Annotated in this window: 28 protein-coding genes; 8 read left to right on the top strand and 20 right to left on the bottom strand. The window is 60.9% G+C overall.

Going from position 1 to position 24,182, the window contains the following annotated elements; translation table 11 throughout:
- Positions 1-39 precede the first annotated feature (39 nt).
- Positions 40-312 carry a hypothetical protein gene (locus D4A92_RS16965; RefSeq protein WP_246753964.1) on the top strand — a complete coding sequence of 91 codons (273 nt, stop codon included), beginning with the start codon at positions 40-42 and terminating at the stop codon, positions 310-312.
- 16 nt (positions 313-328) lie between these two features.
- The gene (locus D4A92_RS16960; RefSeq protein WP_203015935.1) at positions 329-856 is read left to right on the top strand and encodes a gamma carbonic anhydrase family protein; all 528 of its coding nucleotides are present in this window, start codon (positions 329-331) and stop codon (positions 854-856) included.
- Between the two features lie 10 nt (positions 857-866).
- Here D4A92_RS16960 and D4A92_RS16955 read toward each other — a convergent pair whose 3' ends face one another.
- From D4A92_RS16955 to D4A92_RS16945, 3 genes are read right to left on the bottom strand one after another with little or no spacing between them, the layout of a single operon-like run.
- Positions 867-1,274, bottom strand: coding sequence for a Fur family transcriptional regulator (locus tag D4A92_RS16955; protein WP_203015933.1), 408 nt, complete (start codon positions 1,272-1,274; stop codon positions 867-869).
- A gap of 1 nt (position 1,275) precedes the next feature.
- A complete protein-coding gene (locus D4A92_RS16950) occupies positions 1,276-2,091 on the bottom strand; it encodes a metal ABC transporter permease (RefSeq protein WP_203015932.1) in 816 nt (271 codons plus the stop codon).
- On the bottom strand, positions 2,084-3,007 hold the full coding sequence (locus tag D4A92_RS16945) for an ATP-binding cassette domain-containing protein (RefSeq protein WP_203015930.1): 924 nt from the start codon (positions 3,005-3,007) through the stop codon (positions 2,084-2,086). Before D4A92_RS16945 ends, D4A92_RS16950 begins: the two co-directional genes overlap by 8 nt.
- Positions 3,008-3,107: 100 nt before the next feature.
- Here D4A92_RS16945 and D4A92_RS16940 point away from each other — a divergent pair, with 100 nt between their 5' ends.
- Positions 3,108-4,184, top strand: a complete 1,077-nt coding sequence (locus tag D4A92_RS16940) for a zinc ABC transporter substrate-binding protein (protein WP_203015928.1) — start codon at positions 3,108-3,110, stop codon at positions 4,182-4,184.
- Positions 4,185-4,276: 92 nt separating this feature from the next.
- Positions 4,277-5,467: a GTP-binding protein gene (locus D4A92_RS16935; RefSeq protein ID WP_203015924.1), complete on the top strand. Its 1,191-nt coding sequence runs from the start codon at positions 4,277-4,279 to the stop codon at positions 5,465-5,467.
- 1 nt (position 5,468) lies between these two features.
- Here D4A92_RS16935 and lpxB read toward each other — a convergent pair whose 3' ends face one another.
- From lpxB to D4A92_RS16865, 14 genes are all read right to left on the bottom strand, one after another.
- A complete protein-coding gene (gene lpxB, locus D4A92_RS16930; protein WP_203015922.1) occupies positions 5,469-6,644 on the bottom strand; it encodes a lipid-A-disaccharide synthase in 1,176 nt (391 codons plus the stop codon).
- Positions 6,645-6,649: 5 nt separating this feature from the next.
- Entirely contained in the window at positions 6,650-7,531 is an 882-nt protein-coding gene (locus tag D4A92_RS16925; RefSeq protein WP_203015919.1) for an LpxI family protein, read from the bottom strand.
- Between the two features lie 3 nt (positions 7,532-7,534).
- Entirely contained in the window at positions 7,535-8,350 is an 816-nt protein-coding gene (gene lpxA / locus D4A92_RS16920; protein ID WP_203015913.1) for an acyl-ACP--UDP-N-acetylglucosamine O-acyltransferase, read from the bottom strand.
- Complete coding sequence (gene fabZ, locus D4A92_RS16915) at positions 8,347-8,814, bottom strand: 3-hydroxyacyl-ACP dehydratase FabZ (protein WP_006728455.1); 468 nt, start codon at positions 8,812-8,814, stop codon at positions 8,347-8,349. The genes lpxA and fabZ overlap by 4 nt, the downstream gene beginning before the upstream one ends.
- Complete coding sequence (gene lpxD / locus D4A92_RS16910; protein ID WP_203015912.1) at positions 8,807-9,871, bottom strand: UDP-3-O-(3-hydroxymyristoyl)glucosamine N-acyltransferase; 1,065 nt, start codon at positions 9,869-9,871, stop codon at positions 8,807-8,809. The genes fabZ and lpxD overlap by 8 nt, the downstream gene beginning before the upstream one ends.
- A gap of 50 nt (positions 9,872-9,921) precedes the next feature.
- Positions 9,922-12,276, bottom strand: coding sequence for an outer membrane protein assembly factor BamA (gene bamA, locus D4A92_RS16905; protein ID WP_203015910.1), 2,355 nt, complete (start codon positions 12,274-12,276; stop codon positions 9,922-9,924).
- Positions 12,277-12,470: 194 nt separating this feature from the next.
- Entirely contained in the window at positions 12,471-13,604 is a 1,134-nt protein-coding gene (gene rseP / locus D4A92_RS16900; protein WP_203015908.1) for an RIP metalloprotease RseP, read from the bottom strand.
- A gap of 65 nt (positions 13,605-13,669) precedes the next feature.
- The gene (locus tag D4A92_RS16895) at positions 13,670-14,503 is read right to left on the bottom strand and encodes a phosphatidate cytidylyltransferase (RefSeq protein WP_203015904.1); all 834 of its coding nucleotides are present in this window, start codon (positions 14,501-14,503) and stop codon (positions 13,670-13,672) included.
- An 8-nt stretch (positions 14,504-14,511) separates the two neighbouring features.
- Complete coding sequence (locus D4A92_RS16890; RefSeq protein WP_203015902.1) at positions 14,512-15,255, bottom strand: isoprenyl transferase; 744 nt, start codon at positions 15,253-15,255, stop codon at positions 14,512-14,514.
- A 50-nt stretch (positions 15,256-15,305) separates the two neighbouring features.
- A complete protein-coding gene (gene frr, locus D4A92_RS16885; RefSeq protein ID WP_203015900.1) occupies positions 15,306-15,866 on the bottom strand; it encodes a ribosome recycling factor in 561 nt (186 codons plus the stop codon).
- A gap of 59 nt (positions 15,867-15,925) precedes the next feature.
- Positions 15,926-16,648, bottom strand: coding sequence for a UMP kinase (gene pyrH / locus D4A92_RS16880; RefSeq protein ID WP_054148019.1), 723 nt, complete (start codon positions 16,646-16,648; stop codon positions 15,926-15,928).
- A gap of 95 nt (positions 16,649-16,743) precedes the next feature.
- Complete coding sequence (gene tsf, locus D4A92_RS16875) at positions 16,744-17,670, bottom strand: translation elongation factor Ts (RefSeq protein ID WP_203015898.1); 927 nt, start codon at positions 17,668-17,670, stop codon at positions 16,744-16,746.
- 258 nt (positions 17,671-17,928) lie between these two features.
- The gene (gene rpsB, locus D4A92_RS16870) at positions 17,929-18,696 is read right to left on the bottom strand and encodes a 30S ribosomal protein S2 (RefSeq protein WP_203015896.1); all 768 of its coding nucleotides are present in this window, start codon (positions 18,694-18,696) and stop codon (positions 17,929-17,931) included.
- Between the two features lie 189 nt (positions 18,697-18,885).
- Positions 18,886-19,716 carry a cell envelope integrity EipB family protein gene (locus tag D4A92_RS16865; RefSeq protein ID WP_203015894.1) on the bottom strand — a complete coding sequence of 277 codons (831 nt, stop codon included), beginning with the start codon at positions 19,714-19,716 and terminating at the stop codon, positions 18,886-18,888.
- A gap of 116 nt (positions 19,717-19,832) precedes the next feature.
- Here D4A92_RS16865 and D4A92_RS16860 point away from each other — a divergent pair, with 116 nt between their 5' ends.
- From D4A92_RS16860 to D4A92_RS16845, 4 genes are all read left to right on the top strand, one after another.
- A complete protein-coding gene (locus D4A92_RS16860) occupies positions 19,833-20,303 on the top strand; it encodes a RidA family protein (RefSeq protein ID WP_203015892.1) in 471 nt (156 codons plus the stop codon).
- Positions 20,300-21,031: a glycerophosphodiester phosphodiesterase gene (locus D4A92_RS16855; protein ID WP_203015890.1), complete on the top strand. Its 732-nt coding sequence runs from the start codon at positions 20,300-20,302 to the stop codon at positions 21,029-21,031. Before D4A92_RS16860 ends, D4A92_RS16855 begins: the two co-directional genes overlap by 4 nt.
- A gap of 10 nt (positions 21,032-21,041) precedes the next feature.
- Positions 21,042-22,241, top strand: a complete 1,200-nt coding sequence (locus D4A92_RS16850; RefSeq protein ID WP_203015888.1) for a GNAT family N-acetyltransferase — start codon at positions 21,042-21,044, stop codon at positions 22,239-22,241.
- A gap of 71 nt (positions 22,242-22,312) precedes the next feature.
- On the top strand, positions 22,313-22,732 hold the full coding sequence (locus D4A92_RS16845) for an HIT family protein (protein ID WP_203015886.1): 420 nt from the start codon (positions 22,313-22,315) through the stop codon (positions 22,730-22,732).
- 28 nt (positions 22,733-22,760) lie between these two features.
- Here the strand turns inward: D4A92_RS16845 and D4A92_RS16840 are convergent, their stop codons facing one another.
- From D4A92_RS16840 to D4A92_RS16830, 3 genes are all read right to left on the bottom strand, one after another.
- The gene (locus D4A92_RS16840; RefSeq protein ID WP_203015884.1) at positions 22,761-22,949 is read right to left on the bottom strand and encodes a hypothetical protein; all 189 of its coding nucleotides are present in this window, start codon (positions 22,947-22,949) and stop codon (positions 22,761-22,763) included.
- Positions 22,950-23,039: 90 nt separating this feature from the next.
- Entirely contained in the window at positions 23,040-23,369 is a 330-nt protein-coding gene (locus D4A92_RS16835; RefSeq protein ID WP_425957922.1) for an AzlD domain-containing protein, read from the bottom strand.
- Positions 23,369-24,151, bottom strand: coding sequence for an AzlC family ABC transporter permease (locus tag D4A92_RS16830; protein ID WP_203015882.1), 783 nt, complete (start codon positions 24,149-24,151; stop codon positions 23,369-23,371). The genes D4A92_RS16835 and D4A92_RS16830 overlap by 1 nt, the downstream gene beginning before the upstream one ends.
- Positions 24,152-24,182: the final 31 nt, after the last annotated feature.

Genomic DNA, 24,182 nt, shown 5'->3' with positions numbered 1-24,182 from the left:
CCGAAACCCTCGATTTGTATTGTTTACGAGGATCACGAAATGGCATCGAAAGACTTCCACTACGGCTTGGTCGAGGATCAGGATAATGGCGGCTTCACATCCGCCAGCAGTGTCCTGCATCCTCTCCACGAAGCTGCCTACCGTCTGGCAGATCTTGGCTTGCGCGAAAAGCGCTCCAAGACCAAGGATCTGATCGGTTTGCTGCTCAGCCATGGCGCGCGCGCCTGGCGCTATTCGCAGCCGGAGGCCAACATCCATCTGCACGTCTCGGCACAGTCCGGCCGGTTCCCCGTCATCCTGCGGCTCCGCTGACGGAAAGGAGCCTGAGATGCCGCTTTATCGCCTCGGAGACAAGGCACCCGTTCTTCCCTCCGCCGACCGGTTCTGGTTGGCACCCGATGCGCAGGTCATCGGTGACGTGCATCTGGGTGAGGATGTCGGCATCTGGTTCGGGGCGGTCCTGCGCGGCGACAATGATCCAATCGTGATTGGCGCAGGCACCAATGTCCAGGATGGTGTGATGGTGCATACTGACCCCGGCAAGGGTGTCACGATTGGCGACGGATGTACGATCGGCCACCACGCGATCATTCACGGCTGCACGATCGGCAACAATTCTCTTGTCGGCATGGGAGCAACTGTCCTCAATGGCGCGCGCATCGGCGCTAACTGCCTCGTTGGCGCGAACGCCCTGATTACCGAGGGCAAGATCTTCCCGGACAACTCACTGATCGTCGGCTCCCCAGCACGGGTGATCAGAGAGCTTGACGCCGCTGCTATTGCGGGGCTTCGGCTGTCAGCCGAAAACTATGTGCGCAACTGGCGCCGCTTTGCACGCGATCTGCATCCACTCTGAGACTGCCGATCTAGGCCGCGATCTCCGTGCATTGAGCACAAAGCCCTCTGATTTCAATCGTCGTCTTTTCCGGCTTGAAGCTGCGGCCACGGGTAATCGTTTCCAGACGGTGATCGACTTCGTGGTCGTGGAATTCTGTCACATGGCCACACTTGTTGCAGATCATGAAGGCGACGGTGCCATGGCCGCTGCAACCGTCATGCGGATGGGCGCAGGCGACGAAGGCGTTCAGGCTTTCGAGGCGATGGACCATGCCGAACTCGACCAGTTTGTCGAGCGCACGGTAGACCTGCAAGGGGGCACGAAAGCCGTGTTCGCGCAACTTGTCGAGCAAGGTATAGGCCGAAAGGGGCCCTTCGGACTGCATGAGCGCATCGAAGACGAGCGACTGATTGCGAGTGAGATCGGTCTTGGTCATGTCATGCCCTCGTGCTGATGTCGCGAGCCTTGCTGCCAGGACGCGGCAGAAGGCTGACGAGGAAGAGAAGAAGCGCTGCAACGACGATCGACGGTCCCGACGGCGTGTCGTAGGTCAGTGAGCCGAAGAGCCCCATGACAACCGCGACGGCGCCAATGAGCGAGGCGAGAACGGCCATGATTTCCGGTGTCGAGGCGAAACGGCGTGCGGCGGCGGCCGGAATGATCAGCAAGGATGTGATCAGCAGGATACCGACGATCTTCATGGCAATCGCAATGACGAGCGCCATCAGCAACATGAAGATCAGGCGGGCACGTTCGGGCTGCATGCCCTCGGCCTCGGCCAATTCGACATTGACGGTGCCGGCAAGCAGCGGCCGCCAGAGCCAGGCAATGACGCAGACGACAAACAGGCCGCCGATCCAGACGATCGCAACATCGGTCGGTGTGACTGCGAGAATGTCACCGAACAGGAAGGCGATGAGGTCGAAGCGCACCCAGGTCATGAAGGCGACCATCACGAGGCCTATGGCGAGCGTTGCGTGGCTAAGGATACCGAGCAGGGCATCCGCCGACAGTCCCTGACGCTTTTGCAGGACGATCAGGATCAGCGAGACCATTGAAGCGACGACGAAAACGCTGACCATCAAATTGAGCGAGAAGAACAGCGACAGAGCGACGCCGAGCAAGGCGGAATGGGCCATGGTATCGCCGAAATAGGCCATGCGACGCCAGATCACGAAGCAGCCGAGCGGGCCCGTCGTCAAAGCGAGGCCGATGCCGGCGAGGATGGCGCGCACGAAGAAATCATCAAGCATGGCCGTGCTCCCGGTCCTTCACCGACGTTGCGGCAGGGTGCCCATCGTGATGATCATGGCCATCATGATGGTGATCATGCCCGTGATGACTATGATCGTGGCCATGGTGGTCGTGATGGCCATCATCCGGGTGGCAGTGGTCGGTGACGCTGCCATCGGCATGCAGCACGCGCCCGTCCGGCAGATGGGTGTGGTCATGGTCGTGGCTGTAGACGGCGAGCGTCCGCGCTGCCTTGGCGCCGAAGAGTTGCATATATTCCGGGCTCTGGCTGACGGCCGCCGGCGTCCCGCGACAGCAGACATGGCCGTTGAGACAGATCACCGTATCCGTTTCGGCCATGACGACATGCAGGTCATGCGAGATCAGCAGGATGCCACATCCCGTCGAGTTGCGGATCGAAGTAATCAGGTCATAGAGAGCGATCTCGCCGGAGAAATCGACGCCTTGCACGGGTTCGTCGAGAACAAGGATATCGGGCTTGCGGGCCATGGCACGCGCCAGCAGAGCACGCTGGAATTCGCCGCCAGAGAGGTGCTGCACCTCGGCACGTGCGAGGTGGGCGATGCCTACAGCCTCGAGAGCCTCTTCCACCTGCGTATTCGACAGAGGGGAGGTCAGCGTCATCAAACGGCGAACCGTGAGCGGCATGGTCCAGTCGACACTCAGGCGCTGCGGCACGTATCCGACGCGCAGGCCGGGCTTGCGCTCCACCCTGCCCTCGTCTGCCTTGATCACGCCGATCGCCATCTTGGCGCTTGTCGACTTACCCGATCCATTCGGGCCGATCAGGGTGACGATCTCGCCGGGACGGACGGAAAAGTCGACACCGCGGACCAGCCAGCGTCCGTTTCGATAGACACCGGCGCCGGAGAGGGACACCAACGGTGCGGCCTCCAGTGATTTCATCGCATTCATGGAAATCTCAAGATTTTGATGTTGCCACCTCCTATGGCACACGTTATAGCATAACGCAACTTAGGTAATAGTATTACATAACTATCGTTAGGAGCTGTGCATGACCCGCTATCGCCTCGGACTGGCTGCCTCGACGGCGTTTCTCTTTCTGTCTCCGACGCTCGCCTCGGCAGCGCCGGATGTCGTCGTCTCGATCAAGCCTGTGCATTCGCTTGTTGCCTCGATCATGAAGGGTATTGGCGAACCGTCGCTGATCGTCGAGGGTGCAGCATCGCCGCATACCTACTCGCTGAAACCTTCCAATGCTCGGGCACTCGAAAACGCTGACCTGGTCTTCTGGGTTGGTCCCGGGCTCGAAGCCTTCCTCGAGAAGCCGCTCGAAGCGCTGCCGAAGAATGCCAAGGTCGTCGAGCTCGAAGATGCGCCCGGCCTCACGAAGCTTCCGTTCCGTGAAGGCGGTGCATTCGAGGCGCATGACCATGACGAGGATGGTGAAGAGGCCCATGATCATGGACATGACGACCATGGTCATGGGGAGACCGCAGAGGCTGGTCATGATCATGACCACGGTCACGGTCACGGTCATGACCACGGACATGCGCACGAAGAGAAAGCAGCAGAGGCTGGTCACGAGCACGATCATGACGACCACGCCCATGGCGGCACGGACATGCATCTCTGGCTCGATCCGGCCAATGCGAAAGCCATGGCTACAGAGATCGCCAAGAGCCTTGTCGAAGTTGACCCGTCGAACACGTCGACCTACGAAGCCAATCTGACGGCCGTCAATGCAGAGATTGACGCACTCGACACTGAGATTGCCGCACAGCTCAAGCCTGTCCTCGACAAGCCGTTCATTGTGTTCCACGACGCCTACCAGTATTTCGAGAACCGCTACGGAGTCCGCGTTGCCGGTTCGGTCACCGTCAGCCCGGAAACCATGCCGGGTGCTGAGCGCCTGTCGACCATCCAGGCCAAGATCAAGGAACTCGGCGCCGCCTGCGTTTTCGCCGAGCCGCAGTTCGAACCGAAGCTGATCGGCGTTGTGACGGAGGGCACCGAAGCCAAGTCCGGCGTTCTCGATCCCGAAGGTGGCGCGCTGGATGCCGGCCCTGCCCTGTATGGCCAGCTAATGCGCAATCTGGCGACGTCGATGAGCACCTGCCTGTCTCAGTAATCCCATCCCTCCCCCGAGCCAGAAAGGCGGGACTTCGGTTCCGCCTTTTTCAGATCCGCAACTGTTATGTTATTACATTAACTAGGAGCCTCATGAAAAAGCTACCTGTCACTGTTCTCTCCGGGTTTCTCGGCGCCGGAAAAACGACGCTGCTCAATCACGTACTCGCAAACCGCGATGGGTTGCGCGTTGCCGTCATCGTCAACGACATGAGCGAGGTCAACATCGACGCTGCACTGGTGCGCGGCGGTGATGCGGCCCTGTCGCGGACGCAGGAACAACTGGTCGAAATGAGCAATGGCTGCATCTGTTGCACGCTGCGCGATGATCTTTTGAACGAAGTCCGCGGCCTCGCCGAGCAGGGGCGCTTCGACTATCTGCTGATTGAGGCGACAGGCATTGCGGAGCCCTTGCCGATCGCCACCACCTTCGATTTCCGCGACGAGGAAGGCCGCAGTCTTTCGGATATCGCGCAGCTCGACACAATGGTGACCGTGGTCGATGCCGCCAATCTGATCGGAGACTATTCCTCCAGCGATTTCCTCGCCGATCGTGGAGAAACGGCTGGCGACAACGACAACCGGACGCTCGTCGATCTGCTTGTCGAGCAGATCGAATTCGCCGATGTCATTATCCTCAACAAGGTCGGCACAGCGACCCCGGATCAGCTCGACGCGGCACGCAAGATCATTGCTGGTCTCAATGCCGATGCCCGGGTGATCGAAACCGATTTCGCCGAAGTGGCGGCGAAGGACATCCTTGGAACCGGGCTCTTCGACCTCGCCAAGGCGGAGACCCATCCGCTGTGGTTCCAGGAGTTGCACGGCTTCCGGGATCATGTCCCGGAAACCGAGGAGTATGGCATCCGTTCCTTCGTCTACCGGGCACGAGCACCGTTCGATCCGACACGCTTCCGCGCCTTTCTCGATCGCCCCTGGCCGGGCGTCATTCGCGCCAAGGGCTTCTTCTGGCTTGCCACCCGTCCGCATCATGTCGGCGAGATGAGCCAGGCGGGGCCGCTTGTCCGGACAACGAAGATGGGGCTTTGGTGGGCATCTGTGCCGAAGTCACGCTGGCCAGACGATCCCGGCTTCCTAGATGCGATGGCGCCCTATCTCGACCCGGAATGGGGCGACCGCCGACAGGAACTCGTCTTCATCGGCGCCGATCCCATGGATCAGCGCAGGATCGAAGCCGAGCTCGATGCGTGCCTTGTGGCGGAAAAGAACTTCACGCCATCGGCCTGGGAAAGCCTTGCCGATCCCTTTGTGCGATGGGCTTGAGTCAGAGCCTGCCGCGCTTTTGAAGCACCGACAGAACCACGGCCGCGCCGGCTTCGCCGGCCGGCCTTTCCGTCTGAAGCCTTTGCCAAACGTCGTCGTAGCCGTGCAGCATGGCAGCCCGCTGCGGCGTGTCTGCCGACAGCCGTTCCGCCCAACGGACGAGGCTTGCGGGGCGCAAGACATCGTTGAAATATTCCGGAATGACCGCGTAGTCGGCTATCAGGTTCGGCAACGCACCGGTCCAGATCTTGATACGGTGGCTGAGCATTCTGATGATCCAGTCGCCCTTGTAGGTCGAGACCACGGGCACATGCGCGAGTGCCAGTTCCAGGATCACGGTTCCGGATGCGGCGATCGCGGCATCTGCCTCTTCGAAGGCGCGCCACTTCGCCTCGTCGCCGAGCACGATCTCGGGTCTCAATGCCCAACTCTTCGTGATTTCACGGACGCGTGCTTCCTGACGCGGCACGGTGGGGAGCACGAAACGCGTTTCGCGATTGCGTGCGACGAATTCCTGCATCGCTTCCCCGAACACCGGCAGAAGCTGCGTGATTTCGCCACCGCGCGAACCGGGCAGGAGGAGGATGGTCCGCTTGTCGCCCGCCGCTCTCACGCCCCTCGCCTTGCGTGCCTCGCGTACGCGCAGAATGTCGGCATTGCTTGCGAGCCGATGACCTACGAAATGGGTCTCCGGACCGCCGAGACGCTGCATCACCGCCGGCTCGAAGGGCAGGACAGCGAGAACGGCATCGACATAGGCAAGCATCGCCTTGGCGCGGTATTCCTTCCACGCCCAGACGCTGGGGCAGACATAGTTCACGACCGGCAGATCCGGCAGCTTCTGTCGAACCTTCTTAGCCACGCGATGGGTGAAATCGGGACTATCGACGATCAGGAGCAAGTCCGGTCTGGCCGCGACAATGGAATCGGCTGTCCAGGAGATCAGCTTTATCAGCCGCGGCAGCTTCGACAGAACCTGGGTAACGCCCATGATCGAGAGCTCGGAGAAGTCGAAGAGCGACTTCAATCCTTGAGCCTCAAGCGCCTCACCGCCGACGCCGACGAGTTCGACAGGCCCTTCATGCATCGTCCTCAGATGCGCGATCAGATCTGCCCCCAGGAGATCGCCTGAGACCTCACCGGCGATGACGGCAATCTTCAAGGGTTTGTCCGACATGCTGCCTACTCCTTGCGCGAACGATCCAGGCCGACGACGAAAAGACCGGCGGCATTGGCCGCCGCAATCATCGCCTCACGCTCGACGACCAGCGCACGGCCGGCTTCAACGGCAATCCCGGCAAGCCCGGCGGCCTTGGCATTCTCGACGGTCGAGACGCCGATGGTCGGCAGATCGGCGCGCAGATCCTGCTGGGGTTTGCAGAGCTTGACCAGAACGCCCCTGCGGCGCCTGGAGATCCGTCCTTCGGCACGCAGGCCCTCGACGCGGGCGAGCATCGCGTCGGTGCCCTCGACGCCCTCCAGCGCCACGATGCGGCCGCCGACGGCAACAGCGCCCTGCCCGACATCCAGCCGGCCCAGGGCTTCCGCGGCCTCTGCCGCCTTTTCGATGTCGCGCTCGTCATCGCCATCCGGAGAGACCGCACCGAGCGGTCCAACCGTCGCCAGCAATCCCGGCAGGATCTCGTGGGCGCCCAGCACTTCGCAGCCCTGTGCTTCGATCAGCGCGATCACCATGCGCAGCACGGCATCGTCGCCGCCGGCCATGAGCGTTTTCAGCGCCATCGGCAGCTTCAGCAGGAATTTCAGATTGACCCGGATTTCGCCGAAAGCCGGGCGGCGCTTGACCGCACCGGACATGACGACCCGGCGAATGTCATGCTGGCGAAACAGGGCGGACAGGCCGGCCATGTCGCCGACACCGATGACTGCATTTTCAAAGCCCTGCCAGATATCGTCGGCCTCGTTCTTCAGCCTGAGAACAAAGGGATCCTCGCCTGCGGCGCGTGCTGCTTCCGCCAGGAAAAGCGGCAGCTTTCCGCTGCCGGCAATAATGGCCAGGCGACCGGTCCGTGGCAGGCCGTCCGATTGAGCGGCCGCCGTCATCACTCAGTTCTTGCCGCGATTGGGCGAGGACAGTGCCCGATCGCTTTCGGCGGCGATGAAGTCGAGGATCTCGATCACCGGCGCGCAGTCCAGATATTCGTCGCGAATGGCGGCCGCATTCGTCCGCGCCGATCCTTCGCTTTCGAAGATCTGCTTGAAGGCGCGACGGACCTGGTGGATTACCGAGCGCTCGATCCCGGCGCGTGTCATGCCGACCACGTTCAGGCCGCCGAGAATGCCGGGATTGCCGTTCAGCATGCCATAGGGAATGACATCATAGGCAACGGCGGATAGACCACCGATGAATGCCTGACGGCCGATACGGGTGAACTGGTGCACGGCGCAGCCACCGCTGAGAATCGCCTTGTCTCCAACGTGAACATGACCGGCCAGCATGACATTGTTGGACAGGATGATGTCATTGCCGAGAATGCAGTCATGGGCGACATGGGAATTCGCCAGGAACAGGCAGTTGTCGCCGACGCGGGTGATACCGCCACCGCCGACCGTGCCGCAGTTCATCGTCACGCCTTCGCGCATTGTGCAGTTTGCACCGACAACCAGCGTGGAATCCTCGCCCGCCTCGTGCAGGCTTTGCGAGACACCGCCGATCACGGCCATCGGGTGGATCTTCGTGCCCGCGCCGATTTCGGTCAGACCGGTGACAACAGCATTCGAAATCAGTTCGACGCCGTCTTTCAGCGTCACGCGCGCACCAACCCGGCAGAAGGGCCCAATCTTCACATTCTCGCCGATCACCGCGCCGTCTTCGACCACGGCCATCGGATGGATGACGGCGCTTGCGGCGATCTGGCTCATTTCTGATCCTTGCGCATGATCATGGCACCAATGTCGGCCTCGGCGACCAGTGCACCGTCGACCTTGGCGTCGCAATGGAACTTCCAGATATTGCCGCGCTGCTTCTGCTTGACGACGTGGAATTCGACGCGGTCACCCGGCACAACAGGCTTGCGAAAACGGGCATTATCAATGGTCATGAAGTAGACGAGATTGCCACCCTCGCCCTGAAGCCGAGCACAGATGGCGCCGGCGGTCTGGGCCATGCCTTCGATCAAAAGGACGCCCGGCATGATCGGGCTTTCCGGGAAGTGTCCGGTGAAATGCGGTTCATTCGCCGTGACATTCTTGATGCCGATGGCAGAGTTGTCGCCGTCAATCTCGATGATCTTATCCACCAGCAGGAAGGGATAGCGGTGGGGCAGAAGCTTCATGATCTCGAGGATATCAGCCGATCCCAATTCGCTCTTCGCGAGTTCAGTCATTGCTGGCTCCTTTTTCCTTGGCGCGGCTATCGTAGCGGCTGAGCGTATCGGCCACCTCGCGCAGATAATCTTTCAACGGGCGGGCTGGAACGCCGCCGTATTTCTCACCGGGCGGCACCTCGGCCAGGACGCCGCTCATGGCGGCGATCTGGGCGCCGTCACCAATCTTGATATGGCCGTTGATGCCGGCGGCACCGCCGATCATCACGCCGTCGCCGATGACAGTGCTGCCGGCGATGCCGACCTGACTGACGATACCGCAATGGCGGCCGATGCGAACGTTGTGGCCGACCTGCACGAGGTTGTCGATCTTCGTCCCCTCGCCGATCACGGTATCGTCCATCGTGCCGCGATCGATCGTGGTGTTGGCGCCGATCTCGACATGGTCCTGAATGATCACGCGGCCGATCTGGACAATCTTCAACATTCCACGGGGACCCGGTGCGTAACCGAAACCGTCCTGCCCGATGCGCGCGCCGTTATGAATGATGACATTGTTGCCGACAAGGGCGACCTGGATCGTGGCGCCACCGGCAATCACACAGTCACGACCGATGCGAACACCGGGACCGATCACCGCACCCGGACCGATCCGCGTACCACTGCCGATTTCGACATCGGCACCGATGACCGCCATGGGCTCGACTTCGACGCCATCTTCGAGCTTTGCCGTCGGATCGACATAGGCTGCCGGTGAGATTCGAGCCGGCTCGGTCGTCATCCGTATGGGCTTCAAGCCCGTCGGATGCAGGATTGCGCCTGCAAGAGCAAAGGCCGTCTGCGCGCTCTTGGCGAGAAGAACGGGAATATGATCGGGAATGAGAGAGAGAAGAGGCTTTTCACAGAAGATTGCAGCCGCCTGGCAGGTCGCCAGCTCTTCCTTGTTGCGACGGGAGAGGATGTAGCAGACATCCCCTTCCTTCGCCCTTGAGACAGGCGAAACTGACCTTACGACCCGTTCGCCCTGGCTCTCGTCCTGCAATTCCGCCCCCGTCTGGGCTGCAAGCGCAGCCAGGGCAACCCCGACATGGGGCGGAAAGAAATGATTATGGTCCATCAGCAAACGCTCCAGAACGTCAACCTGTCAGCAGTTCTGGACAGCCAGTCTTAGAACTGGTTCGCCATGCTGAAACGGAATTCCTGGGTATCGTCGAAGTCTTCCTTGGCGACCGGGACCGCGTAGTCGACACGAAGCGCACCGAAGGGCGAATTCCAGATCACGCCTGCACCGACCGATGCACGGAGCGACATGTCGGTACCGACGACGCCAGACTGACTCCGCAGGTCGCTGCCGTAGAGCGTGCCGGCATCTGCGAATACTGCGCCGCGGAAACCGAGGTCCTGGGGAACGAGAGGAAGCGGGAACGTCGCTTCAGCCGAGGCCGTGAAATAGGTCGTGCCGCCGATGGAGTCGCCATTGATGCGAGGACCGATACCGCTGTTGTCGAAACCGCGGATTTCCTTACCACCGATCTTGAACTGATCGAAGACGTTCAGGTTGTCACCGAGGGCAACGACATGACCAGCCGAACCCGCGAGCGAGCCGACGATGTCGAATTCGTCCGACAGCGTGTGGTAGACGCGAGCACGGACAAAGGCCTTGTAGTATTCGGAATCGCCACCGAGACCGGCATATTCATGCGTGAAGCTCGCATAGATGCCTTCATGCGGGTTCTGGCGGTCATCGACGGTGTTGTAGACGATCGAGTGACCAAGGATCGACTGCTTCCAGGTGCTGCCCGTGATTGCATCGATGTACGGATCAGCCACACGGTCATCACCGCCACCGGCAACACCATTCGCACCAAAGGCGCCGTCGTTGATATAGTCGAGGGTCTTGTAGGTGTAACGCAGCGTCGTGGCCAGATCTTCGGTGATCGGCGCAGTGACGCGTACGGTACCGCCCTGCTCTTCGTAGTCATAGTAAGAATTCGCGCTGGTCGAGCTCTTAAACAGATCGAAGCCGGCAGCCAGGCGATAACCGAGGAAGTAAGGCTCGGTGAAGGAGAAGTTGTAGGTCTGCGTTTCGTCGAAACCACCACCGGCGGCAACGCGGATGAACTGACCACGACCAAGGAAGTTCTTTTCTTCGACGGAGGCTTCAAGAACCAGACCGCCGTCACCGACCGAGTAACCGGCACCGATCCCGAACGAACCGGTCGGCTGATCCTGTACGTCGACAATCACAACCACACGGTCCGGCGAACTGCCGGCCTGAGTCGAGATATTGACGGCCGAGAAGAAACCGAGAGCTTCCAGGCGACGCTTGGCACGCGAGATGGTCTCCTGGTTGAAGGCATCGCCTTCGGAGATATCGAATTCGCGGCGGATGACGTAATCGCGAGTACGGGTGTTACCACGCACTTCGATGCGCTCGACATAAGCGCGTTCGCCCTGGTCAACCAGATAGGTCACGCCAATGGTGTTGGTTTCGAAGTTGCGGTCACCGCGCGGAACGACGCGAGCGAAGGGATAGCCGGCCGACGACACGCGACGAGAAATGGCTTCCATCGACTTCTGAATGTCACGGGCGCTGTAGGTCTGACCTTCGCGGGTTTCGAGAAGACCCTGGAGCTCCGAACCATCGATGCCGTCAACAGTCGATTCGACCGAGACTGCGCCGAAGCGATAGCGCTGACCTTCATCAACGGTGATGTTGATCGTGTATTCGTTGCCGGTCTCATTGAGGACAGCTTCGGACGAGATCACGCGGAAGTCGGCGTAACCGTGGTTGTAGTAGAACTGGCGCAGCGCTTCTTCGTCAGCGCGCAGCTTGTCCTCGTTGTAGACGTCCTTACGGGTCAGGAAGGACAGAATACCCGATTCCTTGGTCTGCAGAACGGCAGCCAGACGGCCATCGGAATAAGCCCTGTTGCCGACAAAATTGATCGAGCTGATCTTGGTGCGCTCACCCTCGTTGATCACGAAGGCCAGGTTCACGCGACCTTCGGCGACCGGAACGACCTGCGTCGTCACTTCGACATCGGAACGACCGATGGCGGAATAGGCTTCGCGGATGCGCTGGATGTCGGCGCTGATCAGGCTATCGCTGTAAGGACCCTGGGACTGCGTCTGAACGATGCCCTGGAGCTTGTCGTCCTTGATCTTGCGGTTGCCGTTGAAGACCACCTGATTGATCAGCTGGTTTTCAGCAACCGTGACCACCAGCGTACCGCCGGAAACGGAGATCTGGACATCGGAGAAGAAGCCGGTCGCGTAGAGACGCTTGACCGATTCATCGATGTCGGCATTGGAGAAAGTCCGACCCGGCTGGATCGAAAGGTTGGAGCGCACAGCTTCCGGACCAACACGCTGAGCTCCGCGTACGTCGATACGCTGAACCACTGCGGCTTCGGCAGCAATTGCCGACGCAAGAACGGCAATACCTGCGCCCGAAGACACGACACCAGCAGACAGCGCGACCGCCGATACTGCGTTCAAAAACTTTGAACCAGCCTTCATGTGTATACTATACCTTCTTCCATTGCCCCAAAGTCGGCACCCGACTCCGGCCCGTGTGTGGTTTTAACGGGTTTTACCCTACAAGCAAGTGCGCGCGTTAATTTCTGTTTACTTCATTTCAACGCGTGGCCCAATCGCCACTATCAATTTGAAACAGCGTAAACAAATCCTTTCGCAGCTTGCGGGATCCCGCCTTAGCCAATCAAACGGCTGATATCATTCCAAGTGGCGAAGACCATCAGAGACAGGATCATCGCCATACCGATGCGGAACGCGATTTCCTGTGCGCCCTGCCCCATGGGCTTCCCCCGCACTGCCTCAATCGCGTAGAGAACGAGATGGCCGCCGTCAAGGACCGGAACTGGGAACAAGTTCAAAAGCCCCAAGGAAACGGAGAGAACCGCTGCCAGATTTAACAGAGCGATAACGCCGAGCGTCGCCATCTGCCCGGATGCCTGGACCACGCGAACCGGGCCGCCGAGCTGATCGGCATTCATGCGGCCGGCGATCATGTTGCCGATATAGTCGAAGGTCCCGGTGATGATGTGCCCAGTCTGGCGCACGCCTTCCCACACCGCCTGGACCGGCGACAGCTCCACGATTCGGAAATTGCCCGCCTGCTGGTCGGTGATGATTCCGATCTGCCCGACTTCCATCTCATTGCCGAAGCGGTCGCTGGTTACGGCGCGCTTGGGGGTCAGGGCAAAATCGATCTCCTGGCCATCACGCCGCACCGTGACTTCCACCGGGATTTCCGGACGCATGGTGATGTAGCGGACGACATCGTCGAAGGTCTCGATCATGCGGCCGTCCAGAGCCAGCAGAACATCGCCGCGCTGGATGCCGGCTTCTTCAGCCGCACTGCCTGCCTTGATGTCCGCAACGACGGGATCCGAAACCGGCTTGCCCATAAAGGCGAACATGCCGGCGAAGATGACAATGGCGAGCAGGAAGTTTGCAAGGGGACCCGCGGCGACGGTAACCGCCCGCTTCCACAGCTTCGCACCATTCAGGGTCTGGGCGCGCTCTTCTTCGGTCAACTCTTCTGCAAGGGAACCGTCCGGACGGCTCGCAGCATCAGCATCGCCGAAGAACCGGACATAACCGCCTAAGGGAATCGCCGAGATTTTCCAGCGTGTGCCGTGCTTGTCGGTGTAGCCGACCAGCTCAGGGCCGAAGCCAACGGAGAATGCCAGAATTCGAATGCCCGACCAGCGGCCTGCCAGATAATGGCCCAGCTCATGGATGAAGACGAGCAGGGACAGAATGAGAATGTAAGGCAGGATGTATCCGCCGAGAAAGCCGAAGACTGCGCTGATGTGATCCATCTGTCCGTTTCCTGCACTCGCTTCAGCGAGAGTTTATACCCGTCACCTGACGCCAGCTACCCGCCTCAGAGACCGAAGAGGAAGGCGCCCATCGAGACGACGGTACCGACACCGCCGGCAGAACTGCCGATCGCCAAGAAGAACGCGGCAAAACAGGCAAATACAAGGCCGTCCACACGGTCCATGACGCCGCCATGCCCCGGTATGAGGCGGCTCGAATCCTTGACGCCGAAACGGCGCTTGATGAACGATTCGAAGAGGTCGCCGATCTGGCTCGCGACCGACAAGGCGAAGGCAACGATTGCAACCCAAAGCCCAACGTCCTGGAAATGCGCCATCGCAATCAGGAGCCCGCCGATTACGCCGGCCACAGTCCCCCCGATCGCGCCGGACCAGGTCTTGCCGGGAGAGATTTTCGGTGCAAGCTTCGGCCCACCGATCGCTCGTCCGACAAAATACGCAAGAATGTCAGTCGACCACACGACGATGAACACGAAGAGCATGGCGATGAAACCGAGCGAATCTTCGCCGCGAATGGCGGAGAGCGAGATTGCGCTCAGCCCTGCGTAAAACAGTCCGCCCGGCTGCCACCAACTGACACGGCGCAGAAAGGCCGGGATTGCAGCCGTGACGACCAGGCCCGCAAACAGCGGCACGGTCAATTCCGCCCGCCCGAACAACATGTTAAGACTGATTACTGCCATCGAGAACCAGCCGAAGGCATTGGCCCGGATGCTGTTTTCCGCGAGTCGCGTGATCGTCGACCATTCATAATAGATCAACAGGCCAATACCGGCAGCCAGGATCTTGAACGCCAGACCGCCGAACCAGGTTGCCGCCAGAACCACCGCAATCATCACGATGGCGGATGCGATTCTAAGCTGGAGCTCTCGCGACATTGTGAGCATCATGAGCCGACGGCCACGGCTTTGGCCGAAAGGCCGCCGAACCGGCGGTCCCGGGCGGCATATCGTTCGAGCACGGAATCAAAAAGTGCCGGCGTGAAGTCTGGCCAGAAGTCGGGCACGAACATCAATTCGGCATAGGCTGCCTGCCAGAGTAGGAAATTCGATAGACGCTCCTCTCCGCTGGTGCGGATCACCAGATCGGGATCGGGGATGCCGGCGGTATCCAGGCAGTCGTTGAGCTTGCTTGCATCGATCTGAGACGGATCAAGCCGGCCAGCCTTCACGTCGGCCGCCAGGCGTGCGGCGGCGCGTGCGATCTCGTCGCGGGACCCGTAGTTGAAGGCGATGACGAGCGTCATGCCGGTGTTGTTTGTCGTGGTTTCTTCTGCTTCCAGGAGCAGTGAGCGGATGTCGTCCCGCAGGTTGACACGATCGCCAATGATCCGAATACGGATACCGGCCCTATGCAGATCGGCAAGATCTCGGCGAATGAACGCCTTGAGCAGGCCAAACAGCTCGTTGATCTCCGACTCCGGACGCCGCCAATTCTCCGAGGAAAAGGCAAAAAGCGTCAGAAATCCGACGCCTGCCTCGCCGGCAGCCTTTACGGTCTCACGGACAGTCTCAACGCCCTTGCGATGGCCGAACGTCCGGGGAAGCCCCCGGGCGTTTGCCCAGCGGCCGTTGCCATCCATGATGATCGCAACATGCTGTGGAACGATGCGATGTTGAACTGTCGACATTGGCGAGGATCCAGGCGGCGTTGAGAGTGCTCGAAAGAAACGACTCTGCCTTAAACCTGCATGATTTCCTTTTCCTTGTCCGCGAGCAAGCGGTCGACTTCGACAATCGTCTCGTCGGTCATCTTCTGCACCCGCTCCGACTGGCTGCGGCTGTCATCCTGACCGATCGTGCCGTCCTTTTCCGCCTTCTTCAGGCCGTCCATGCCGTCGCGGCGTACGTGCCGGATCGCGACCTTGGCCTTTTCGGCGTAGTCGTGTGCCACCTTGACCAGCGACTTGCGGCGCTCCTCGTTGAGCTCAGGCAACGGAATACGCAGGTTCTGGCCGTCAACGATCGGATTGAGGCCGAGATTGGCTTCGCGGATCGCACGGTCGACGGCACCCACCATCGACTTGTCCCAGATCGACACGCCGAGCATTCGCGGCTCCGGCACCGTGACGTTGGCGACCTGGTTCAACGGCACGCGCGAACCATAGGCTTCGACCACGACCGGATCGAGGACGTTGGCGGAGGCCCGGCCGGTGCGCAGCGATGCGATGTCGTGCTTGAACGCGTTGATCGCGCCGTCCATGCGGCGCTTGATGTCGTTGAGATCAACCCCTGCGGTCATCATGGTTCTCCCATTGCTCTGTCAGTCGGCGGCATCAGATCGCCGCCATTCATGTGAAATCAGTTGTCGGTAACGATCGTCATACGGCCGGCGCCGGAGAGGATTTCACCGAAACCACCCTTCTCGTGGATCGAGAAGACGATGATTGGAATATGGTTTTCGCGTGCGAGCGCAACGGCGGCGACGTCCATGACAGCAAGTCCCTTCTGCAGGACTTCGTCATGGGTCAGGCTGTCGAAGCGGGTTGCGGCCGGGTCCTTCTTGGGGTCGGCCGAGTAGATGCCGTCCACCTGGGTGCCCTTGAAAATGGCCTGTGCGCCAATTTCGGCGGCGCGCAAGGCAGCGGCAGAATCGGTCGTGAAGAACGGATTGCCTGTGCCGCCGGCGAAGATCACCACTCTGCCCTGAGCCAGGTGGTGCAAGGCAGCGCGCTGGGAGAAGCTTTCGCAAATCTCGGGCATGGCGATGGCCGAGAGAACCACGGTGTCGATATCAAGCTTGCGGAGCGAGGTAGCGAGAGCGAGCGCGTTGATCACCGTTGCCAGCATGCCCATGTGGTCGCCGGTGACGCGATCGCCACCCTTCGACGCGACAGCCACGCCACGGAAGATGTTGCCACCACCGACTACGACGCCGACTTCCACGCCCATGCGGCGGGCTTCGGCGATGTCTCCGGCGATCCGGTCGGCCACTGCCACATCGATCCCGAATCCCTGGCTACCCATGAGGGCTTCGCCCGAAGCCTTGAGGAGGACGCGCTTGAACAATGGCTTGGCTGACATGAATACTCCCGAGATCAATTCTGTGCCGGATACACGAAGGGCATCGCGTTGTCACGCGATGCCCGATGTTTTCCCTCGAAGAAGGGTAACAGCAATCAGCCCTTGGCAGCGGCTGCGACTTCGGCAGCGAAGTCGGATTCTTCCTTCTCGATGCCTTCGCCGAGCAGCAGGCGAGCCATGCCGGTGACTTCGATCGGAGCGCCGGCTTCCTTTTCGGCAGCCTTGATGGCGTCGCCGACAGTCACTTCCGGGTTGATGACGAAAGCCTGCGAGAGAAGGGCGACTTCCTCGAAGAACTTGCGCATGCGGCCTTCAACCATCTTTTCGATGATGGCGTCCGGCTTGCCCGAAGCGCGGGACTGCTCGATGAAGACGTTGCGCTCGCGCTCGGCAACAGCGGCGTCGACTTCTTCCGAACGGATGGCGAGCGGGTTCGTCGCGGCAATGTGCATGGCGACCTGACGGCCGATGGCAGCCAGAACGTCCTTGTTGCCGGTCGACTTGAGCGCGACGAGAACGCCGAGCTTGCCGAGGCCGTCAGCAACGGCATTGTGGATGTAGGTCGCGACGACACCGTCTTCGACCGAGAGCTTGACGGCGCGGCGCAGCGTCATGTTCTCGCCGATATGGGCGATCGCATCCTTGATGGTGTCGGTGACGGTCTTGCCGGTGGCCGGATAGGTGGCCGCGCCGATCGCCTCGACGGAACCGTCGGTGCCGATGGCTACCGAAGCCACACCGCGGACGAGGTCCTGGAAGGCGTCGTTGCGGGCGACGAAGTCGGTTTCGGAGTTGACTTCGACGACCACGGCCGAGGTGCCGGCGCCGTTGATGCCGATCAGGCCTTCAGCAGCCGTGCGGCCCGACTTCTTGTCGGCCTTGGCGATACCCTTGGCGCGCAGCCAGTCGATGGCGGCTTCGATGTCACCGTTGTTTTCGGTCAGAGCCTTCTTGCAATCCATCATGCCTGCGCCGGACTTTTCGCGCAGTTCTTTTACCAGTGCTGCAGTGATTTCAGCCATTGTGTGCCTCTTGTCTGTTCAGGCGGACGATCCGTGGCTTTGGGCGAACGGAGGACCGCTGTGTTGGGGACGAAATGTACCCGGATGTATGACAACGTGATGAAGCAGGTCACCACGGAAACAATCGGCCGTCTTCGACGCCCTCTCGCCTATGGCAAGCGGCATCCGGAAGAACGGAGGCCGCCCGCTGCTCGAAGAGCGCACAGGCGGCCATTCCCTTGACGGGAAAAGCGGCGGGGAGCCCGCCGCTATACGCGATTATGCGTCGGCTTCGGTTTCGAGAGCCGGCTCGATCGGAGCTTCGGCAGAGGCGCCGATGTCACGACCGGAAGCGCCCTGCTGGCGAGCAATGCCGTCGATGGCAGCGCGCGAGATCAGGTCGCAGTAGAGAGCGATGGCGCGCGAAGCGTCGTCATTGCCCGGGATCGGATAGTCGATCAAGTCCGGATCGCAGTTCGAGTCGATGACAGCAACAACCGGGATACCGAGGCGCTTGGCTTCGTCGATCGCGATCTTTTCCTTGTTGGTGTCGATGATGAACATCAGGTCCGGGGTGCCGCCCATGTCGCGGATACCGCCGAGAGCCTTTTCAAGCTTCTCGCGTTCGCGCTCGAGGTTCAGGCGCTCCTTCTTGGAGTAGCCAGAGGCTTCCGAGGCCAGGATCTCGTCAAGCTTGCGCAGACGGGCGATCGAGTTCGAAATGGTCTTCCAGTTGGTCATCATGCCGCCGAGCCAGCGGGAGTTGACGTAATACTGGGCCGAACGCTTGGCGCTGTCAGCGATGATTTCCGAAGCCTGACGCTTGGTGCCGACGAACAGAACGCGGCCGCCACGAGCGACGGTGTCGGACACGACCTGAAGGGCGCGCGACAGCATCGGAACGGTCTGAGCCAGGTCGATGATGTGGATGTTGTTACGATCGCCGAAGATGTACGGCTTCATCTTCGGGTTCCAGCGGTGCGTCTGGTGACCGAAGTGAATGCCAGCTTCCAGAAGCTGACGCATGCTAAAATCAGGCAATGCCATGCCTTTTTCTCCTTTTCCGGTTGAACCCCCGTGAAGCAAACAGCAGACCTTTCGGCCTGCCACCGGGCGGAAGCGGCAGGATTTCTCCCTGTCAATCCCAAGCCTCACGTGTGGAATAAGGCCGGCCATACAGGGGCGCCGGTCAAAAATCAAGGGTAAAACAAACGATTCCCAGGCGGGCAGGCAGCTTTACGGGCAACCAACGTCTGGCTTGCCGAGAACTTCGAGCTTGGTCAGCTTGCCGGCAAGGACGAAATCGCCATAGTCCAGCGTCAGGTCGCGTGTGACGCCGTTATCATACAGCTTGAAAGACTGACTGTAGATCGGCTCCTGATCGCCCCTGGTCTTCTCGTCGAAATAGGCGATCGACACGGGCCAGTAGTCCTGGGCCCCGAGCGATTCCAGGGCCTTGGCTTCCGGATCTGTGTCGCTCGACTTCGTCGGGCCACCAACGATGGTGGTGGTCAGGTAGGTCTGGTCGCCATCCTCGGAGCCGTCGAAGATCCGCGATTCGAACACCTGCTCTCCCTTTCGCGCCCGGGCGATCACCTCGAGCATGTGCTCGGCCGGAAAGCGGCTGTCGGCAAGCTCAAGCGCCCGCTTGTCGGGGCCTGTCAGCTCGATCTTGACCTTGCCGCCGGCCTCGGCTGCGGCGCCGCTGACATCCTTGTCGAGCTGATCGTCGGTGAAGGACTTGTTCTCAAAGCGAAATGTGCCGGCCGCGACATCTTCGAAGGTGGAAGAACGCTGGTCGGTAACACGCACGCCCTCGCCTACATCGATGCGGGTGACGAAACGAAACTGGGTGTTGAAGCCCTTGCAGGCCGAACCGCTGAATTCATAGACCATGCGGCCGCGTACCGATTCGATACCGGAGCGGTCGGACGCTTCCTTCAGCCCGATCTCGTAGACGGCGCGATGCGGCACGAGGCCGACGGTCGCCGCGGATGCAACCTGCCCGGTCGCACTCAAGGCAGCCAGGGAAAGCGTCGCACGGACCGCCATTCGCAAAGGAAACATCGACACCCTCCTGTTGGACTCGTCATCGATGTTATAAGAACACATCCGGCAAAAGCGAGACATGCTTTTCGTCGCCACAACTTTCTCAACTTTTATCAACAGACCGGGAATCGACCATGTCCGACACAATCGACGGCCGCCTTGCAGCGCTGGGCATCAGCCTGCCGGAAGCCGCAGCCCCCGCCGCCAATTACGTGCCCTATGTGATCAGCGGAAACCTGCTGTTCCTCTCGGGACAGTTGCCGATTGAAGGCGGAAAAGTGGCAGTGATCGGTCTGGTCGGCGGTGACGTTGCGCTGCCGGAGGCGCAGCGAGCCGCCGAACTCTGCGCCATCAATATCCTGGCGCAGGCCAAGGCAGCGCTCGCCGGCGATCTCTCGCGGATCACCCGCATCGTTAAGCTCAACGGCTTCGTCGCTTCGGCACCCGGCTTCGTCGAGCAGCACCTCGTCATCAACGGTGCCTCGAACCTGATCGCAAACGTGCTGGGTGACGCCGGCAAACATGCACGCGCGGCCGTGGGCGTTGCGCAGCTGCCACTGAATGCCGCCGTCGAAATCGACGCCATCCTGGAGATTGCCCTGTGAGCCATATCGACTGGATCAAGGACGTGCCCGTCGCGCATCGCGGCTATCACGACATGAACAGAGAGATCTGGGAAAACACGCTTTCGGCTTTCAGCCGGGCGATCGAGGCAGGCTTTGCCATCGAATGCGACATCCAGCTCTCCTCCGACAGCGTCCCGATGGTCTTCCACGACCACGACCTGCAGCGGCTCTGCAACATGACCGGTGAGGTGCGTGAGCGCACGGCCGGCGAGTTACGGATGCTGTCGATCGGCGGCACCAAGGACAAGATCCCGACGCTTCGCCAGATGCTCGACCTCGTGAAGGGCCAGGTGCCGCTTGTGATCGAACTCAAGGGCCTGGACGCCGAGCAGGACGACGGTTTCGTCGAGGCCGTGCTCGAAGTGCTCGAGGGTTACGAAGGCAAGGTCGCGCTGATGAGCTTCGACTATCACCTGCTACGGGCATTGAAGATCGCCGAATGCCCCTGGCCTGTCGGCCTGACTGCGGAAGGCGTGAAGCCCGAAAACTTTGCGGCGCATCGCGAAGCCATGGATCTCGGCCTCGATTTCACGTCGTATTGCGTCGCGCATCTGCCGAATGACTTCGTCAGCGGCCTGCGTGACAAGGGCACACCCGTGATTACCTGGACCGTCAGGGATGAAATCATGCGGGCACAGACCTATAAATATGCAGACCAGATGACATTCGAAGGCTTCGACCCGCGCCAGTCGCCGGCGATCGCCTGACGGGAGATCCATGGCAGACGAGGTGACGATCCGTGTAGTGCGATCCTTCAAGGAGATCGCTTCCGCCGAATGGGGAGAGCTCACTGGAGCGTCCCGCTCCGCCCCAGGCTACAACCCCTTCACCTCGTTTGCCTTTCTCTCGTCCGTCGAGGAATCGGGTTCAGCAACCGCCGAGACAGGTTGGATGGGCCACCATCTGCTGCTCGAAGAGGAAGGGCGCCTCATCGGCGCCATTCCCTGCTACCTGAAGAGCCACAGCCAGGGCGAATATGTCTTCGACCACGGCTGGGCGGACGCCTTTCACCGTGCGGGTGGGAGCTATTACCCCAAGCTTCAGGCTTCTATTCCCTTCACACCGGCCACCGGGCCCCGGCTGCTCGTCCGACAGGGCGAGGACGTGGGAAGGGTCCAGAGCCTGCTTGCACAAGGGCTGGAACAGGTATGCCGTGAACTCGGGACATCATCAGCGCATGTGACCTTCCTGCCGCAAGGTGAGCTCCCTGCCCTTAAGGGAGCCGGCTTTCTGCAGCGCACGGACCAACAGTTCCATTTCATCAATCGCGGCTATGCCGATCACGAGGCATTTCTCGCCGAACTCTCCTCGTCGAAACGCAAGAACCTGCGCAAGGAAAGGCGCAACGCGCTCGAGAACGGCATCAGCATCGACTGGCTGACGGGCAGCGATCTGACGGAGGAGATCTGGGATCAGTTCTTCCGGTTCTACATCGACACAGGTAGCCGCAAATGGGGCCGGCCTTACCTGACACGCCAGTTCTACTCGCTGGTCGGCGAACGAATGCCGGACGACATCCTGCTCGTCATGGCAAAGCGTGACGGTCGCTATGTGGCGGGTGCCATCAACTTCATCGGTTCGGACGCGCTTTACGGCCGCCACTGGGGCTGCGCCGAGGACCACCCCTTTCTGCATTTCGAAGTCTGCTACCACCAGGCAATCGACTTCGCCCTTCACAGGGGCCTTGCCCGTGTCGAAGCCGGCGCGCAGGGCGAACACAAGCTCGCGCGCGGCTACGAACCCGTCACCACGCATTCAGCCCACTTCATCGCTCATCCCGGGCTGCGCCGGGCGGTCGCCGACTATCTCGAACACGAGCAGCGCGAAGTGGCCCAGATCGGCGAGTATCTCGGGGAACACACGCCCTTCCGCAAGGGCGAGCGCCAACCACGCGAAGGCGAGGAATTCGACGGTTGAGAGCTGCAAGCTCAGGCTTGAAGCGCAGCCTGCCTTGCCGTTAAGTGGCCGCAGAAATCGAGGAGAGCACCATGACCGCCTATGATCCCAACAACATCTTCGCCAAGATCCTGGCCGGCGACATTCCTTCGGTGAAACTCTACGAGGATGACGACACGCTGGCCTTCATGGATGTCATGCCGCAAGCGCCGGGGCATCTGTTGGTCATCCCGAAGACCGGCTCGCGCAACCTGCTCGACGCCGATCCGGCGGTGCTGGCGAAGCTTATTCCGGTGGTGCAGAAGCTTGCCAACGCCGCGAAGGACGCCTTCGACGCCGATGGCGTCTATGTCGCCCAGTTCAACGAACCGGCAGCCGGGCAGACCGTCTTCCACCTGCACTTCCATGTTATCCCGCGCCACGAAGGCGTGCCGCTCAAGCCGCATGCGGGCGGCATGGCCGATGTGGAGATGTTGAAGGCCCAGGCCGAGAAGATCAAGGCGGCGCTCTGAGGGGAGCGCCAGCCTCGCTTGCCACGCATCAGCCGATGACGCCGCCGACGACCAGAACGGCGGCAAAGCCGATGAGCGCAAGAACCATCAGGGGGAACGAGCCCGTCGAACTCCAGCCCCCATCGCGGGACGCCGTCTTGCGCAGATCATCAGGCAAGACTTTGAAACGGGGCGGGTCCCCGTGCTTCAGCTTTCGGAAGCGTACTACCTTTGACATTTCGCTATCCTCCGGTTGATCGGACACCCGATTTGGGAAGCGAAATGTGGCAATACCAGCGATCACACGTGTCTGTGAACGGACATGATGTCAGAGCCAGAGCAGGCCGGCACCCAGGATCGCCAGGGGAACCAGGACTCCGACGATCACGCGCTGACCGGCCAGCAGGAAGGCGGCAAAGCCGAGTGCAGCCGCCGCCAGCCTCAGCCAGAGCGGCGAGGTTTCGAGTGTGCCTGTCGGGAAGACGACGAGTTTTGCCGTCACCGCCATCACCAGAGCCGTCGCGACCGCCCTCACCCAGTTCAGCGCTTCGGATCCCTCCTGCAGCCGGTTTCCGGCTAGGACACCGAGCCAGCGCCAAATGTCCGTGGCAAGCCAGCCCGCAACGATGATGACGATATAAGGCCAGTAGTCCTGCATCAGACCACCTCGTCTGTCTGAGCGGTCGGCTCGGCGATAGCGACGGTTTCCTGCTTCTGTCCTCCCCGGATCACATAGCGGTCGAAGAGGTAGGCCAGCGTGCCGCCGCCGAGCCCGGCAACCAGGATGTCAAAACCGGGCATGACCAGCGCCAGGAGCGGGCCGGATACCGCACCGACGATGAAGCCCACCTTGACCACGGACTGGCGGCCCGTCGCCCAGATCGATGCGATGAAATAGACCGGCGTCAGGAAGAAGAGCAGACCGGCAACAACAGGGGGGAACTTCGCCACCAGCCCGTAGCAGACCCCGACGAGGATCATGTTGATCGTCACCAAGGTGATGCCGAAGCCGGCGAAATAGGCGACCCGCCCTTCCCTCGGCACAGTCTTGAAGCTGCCCATGGCAAAGACCCAGGCGGTGATCGCGATGAAATGCGACAGGAAGAGCAAGAGCCATGTCGGCGTGCGTTCGGTGCGCATTTCCGGCACGAGCGAGGCGACCATGGGCATCATGCGGATGGAGGAGAGCGACACGGCGAGGAAGATCGCCAGCAGATTGGCGCCGCTGGTCATGGTGCCGATCAGGATCATCTTGGCGGGCAAAGCCCACACGGCGACCGTCATGAACATCGCTTCCGCGCGGCTGACGCCCGATTCGAGGGCGAAGGCGGAGAAGCCGACGAATGAAATCATCAGGATGATCGCAGGCAGGCTGAAGAGGCCGCGCATGCCGGTGAAAAACCACCGTGTATGGGAAATATCGGAAGTGGCCGAAGACATCTGAAAATCCGGATCGGCAAAAAGAAAGTGC

Source organism: Rhizobium rosettiformans, assembly GCF_016806065.1.
Lineage (GTDB): Bacteria > Pseudomonadota > Alphaproteobacteria > Rhizobiales > Rhizobiaceae > Allorhizobium.
The sequence above is the reverse complement of the archived record's forward strand: the minus strand, read 5'-3'. Positions and strand labels throughout refer to the sequence as shown.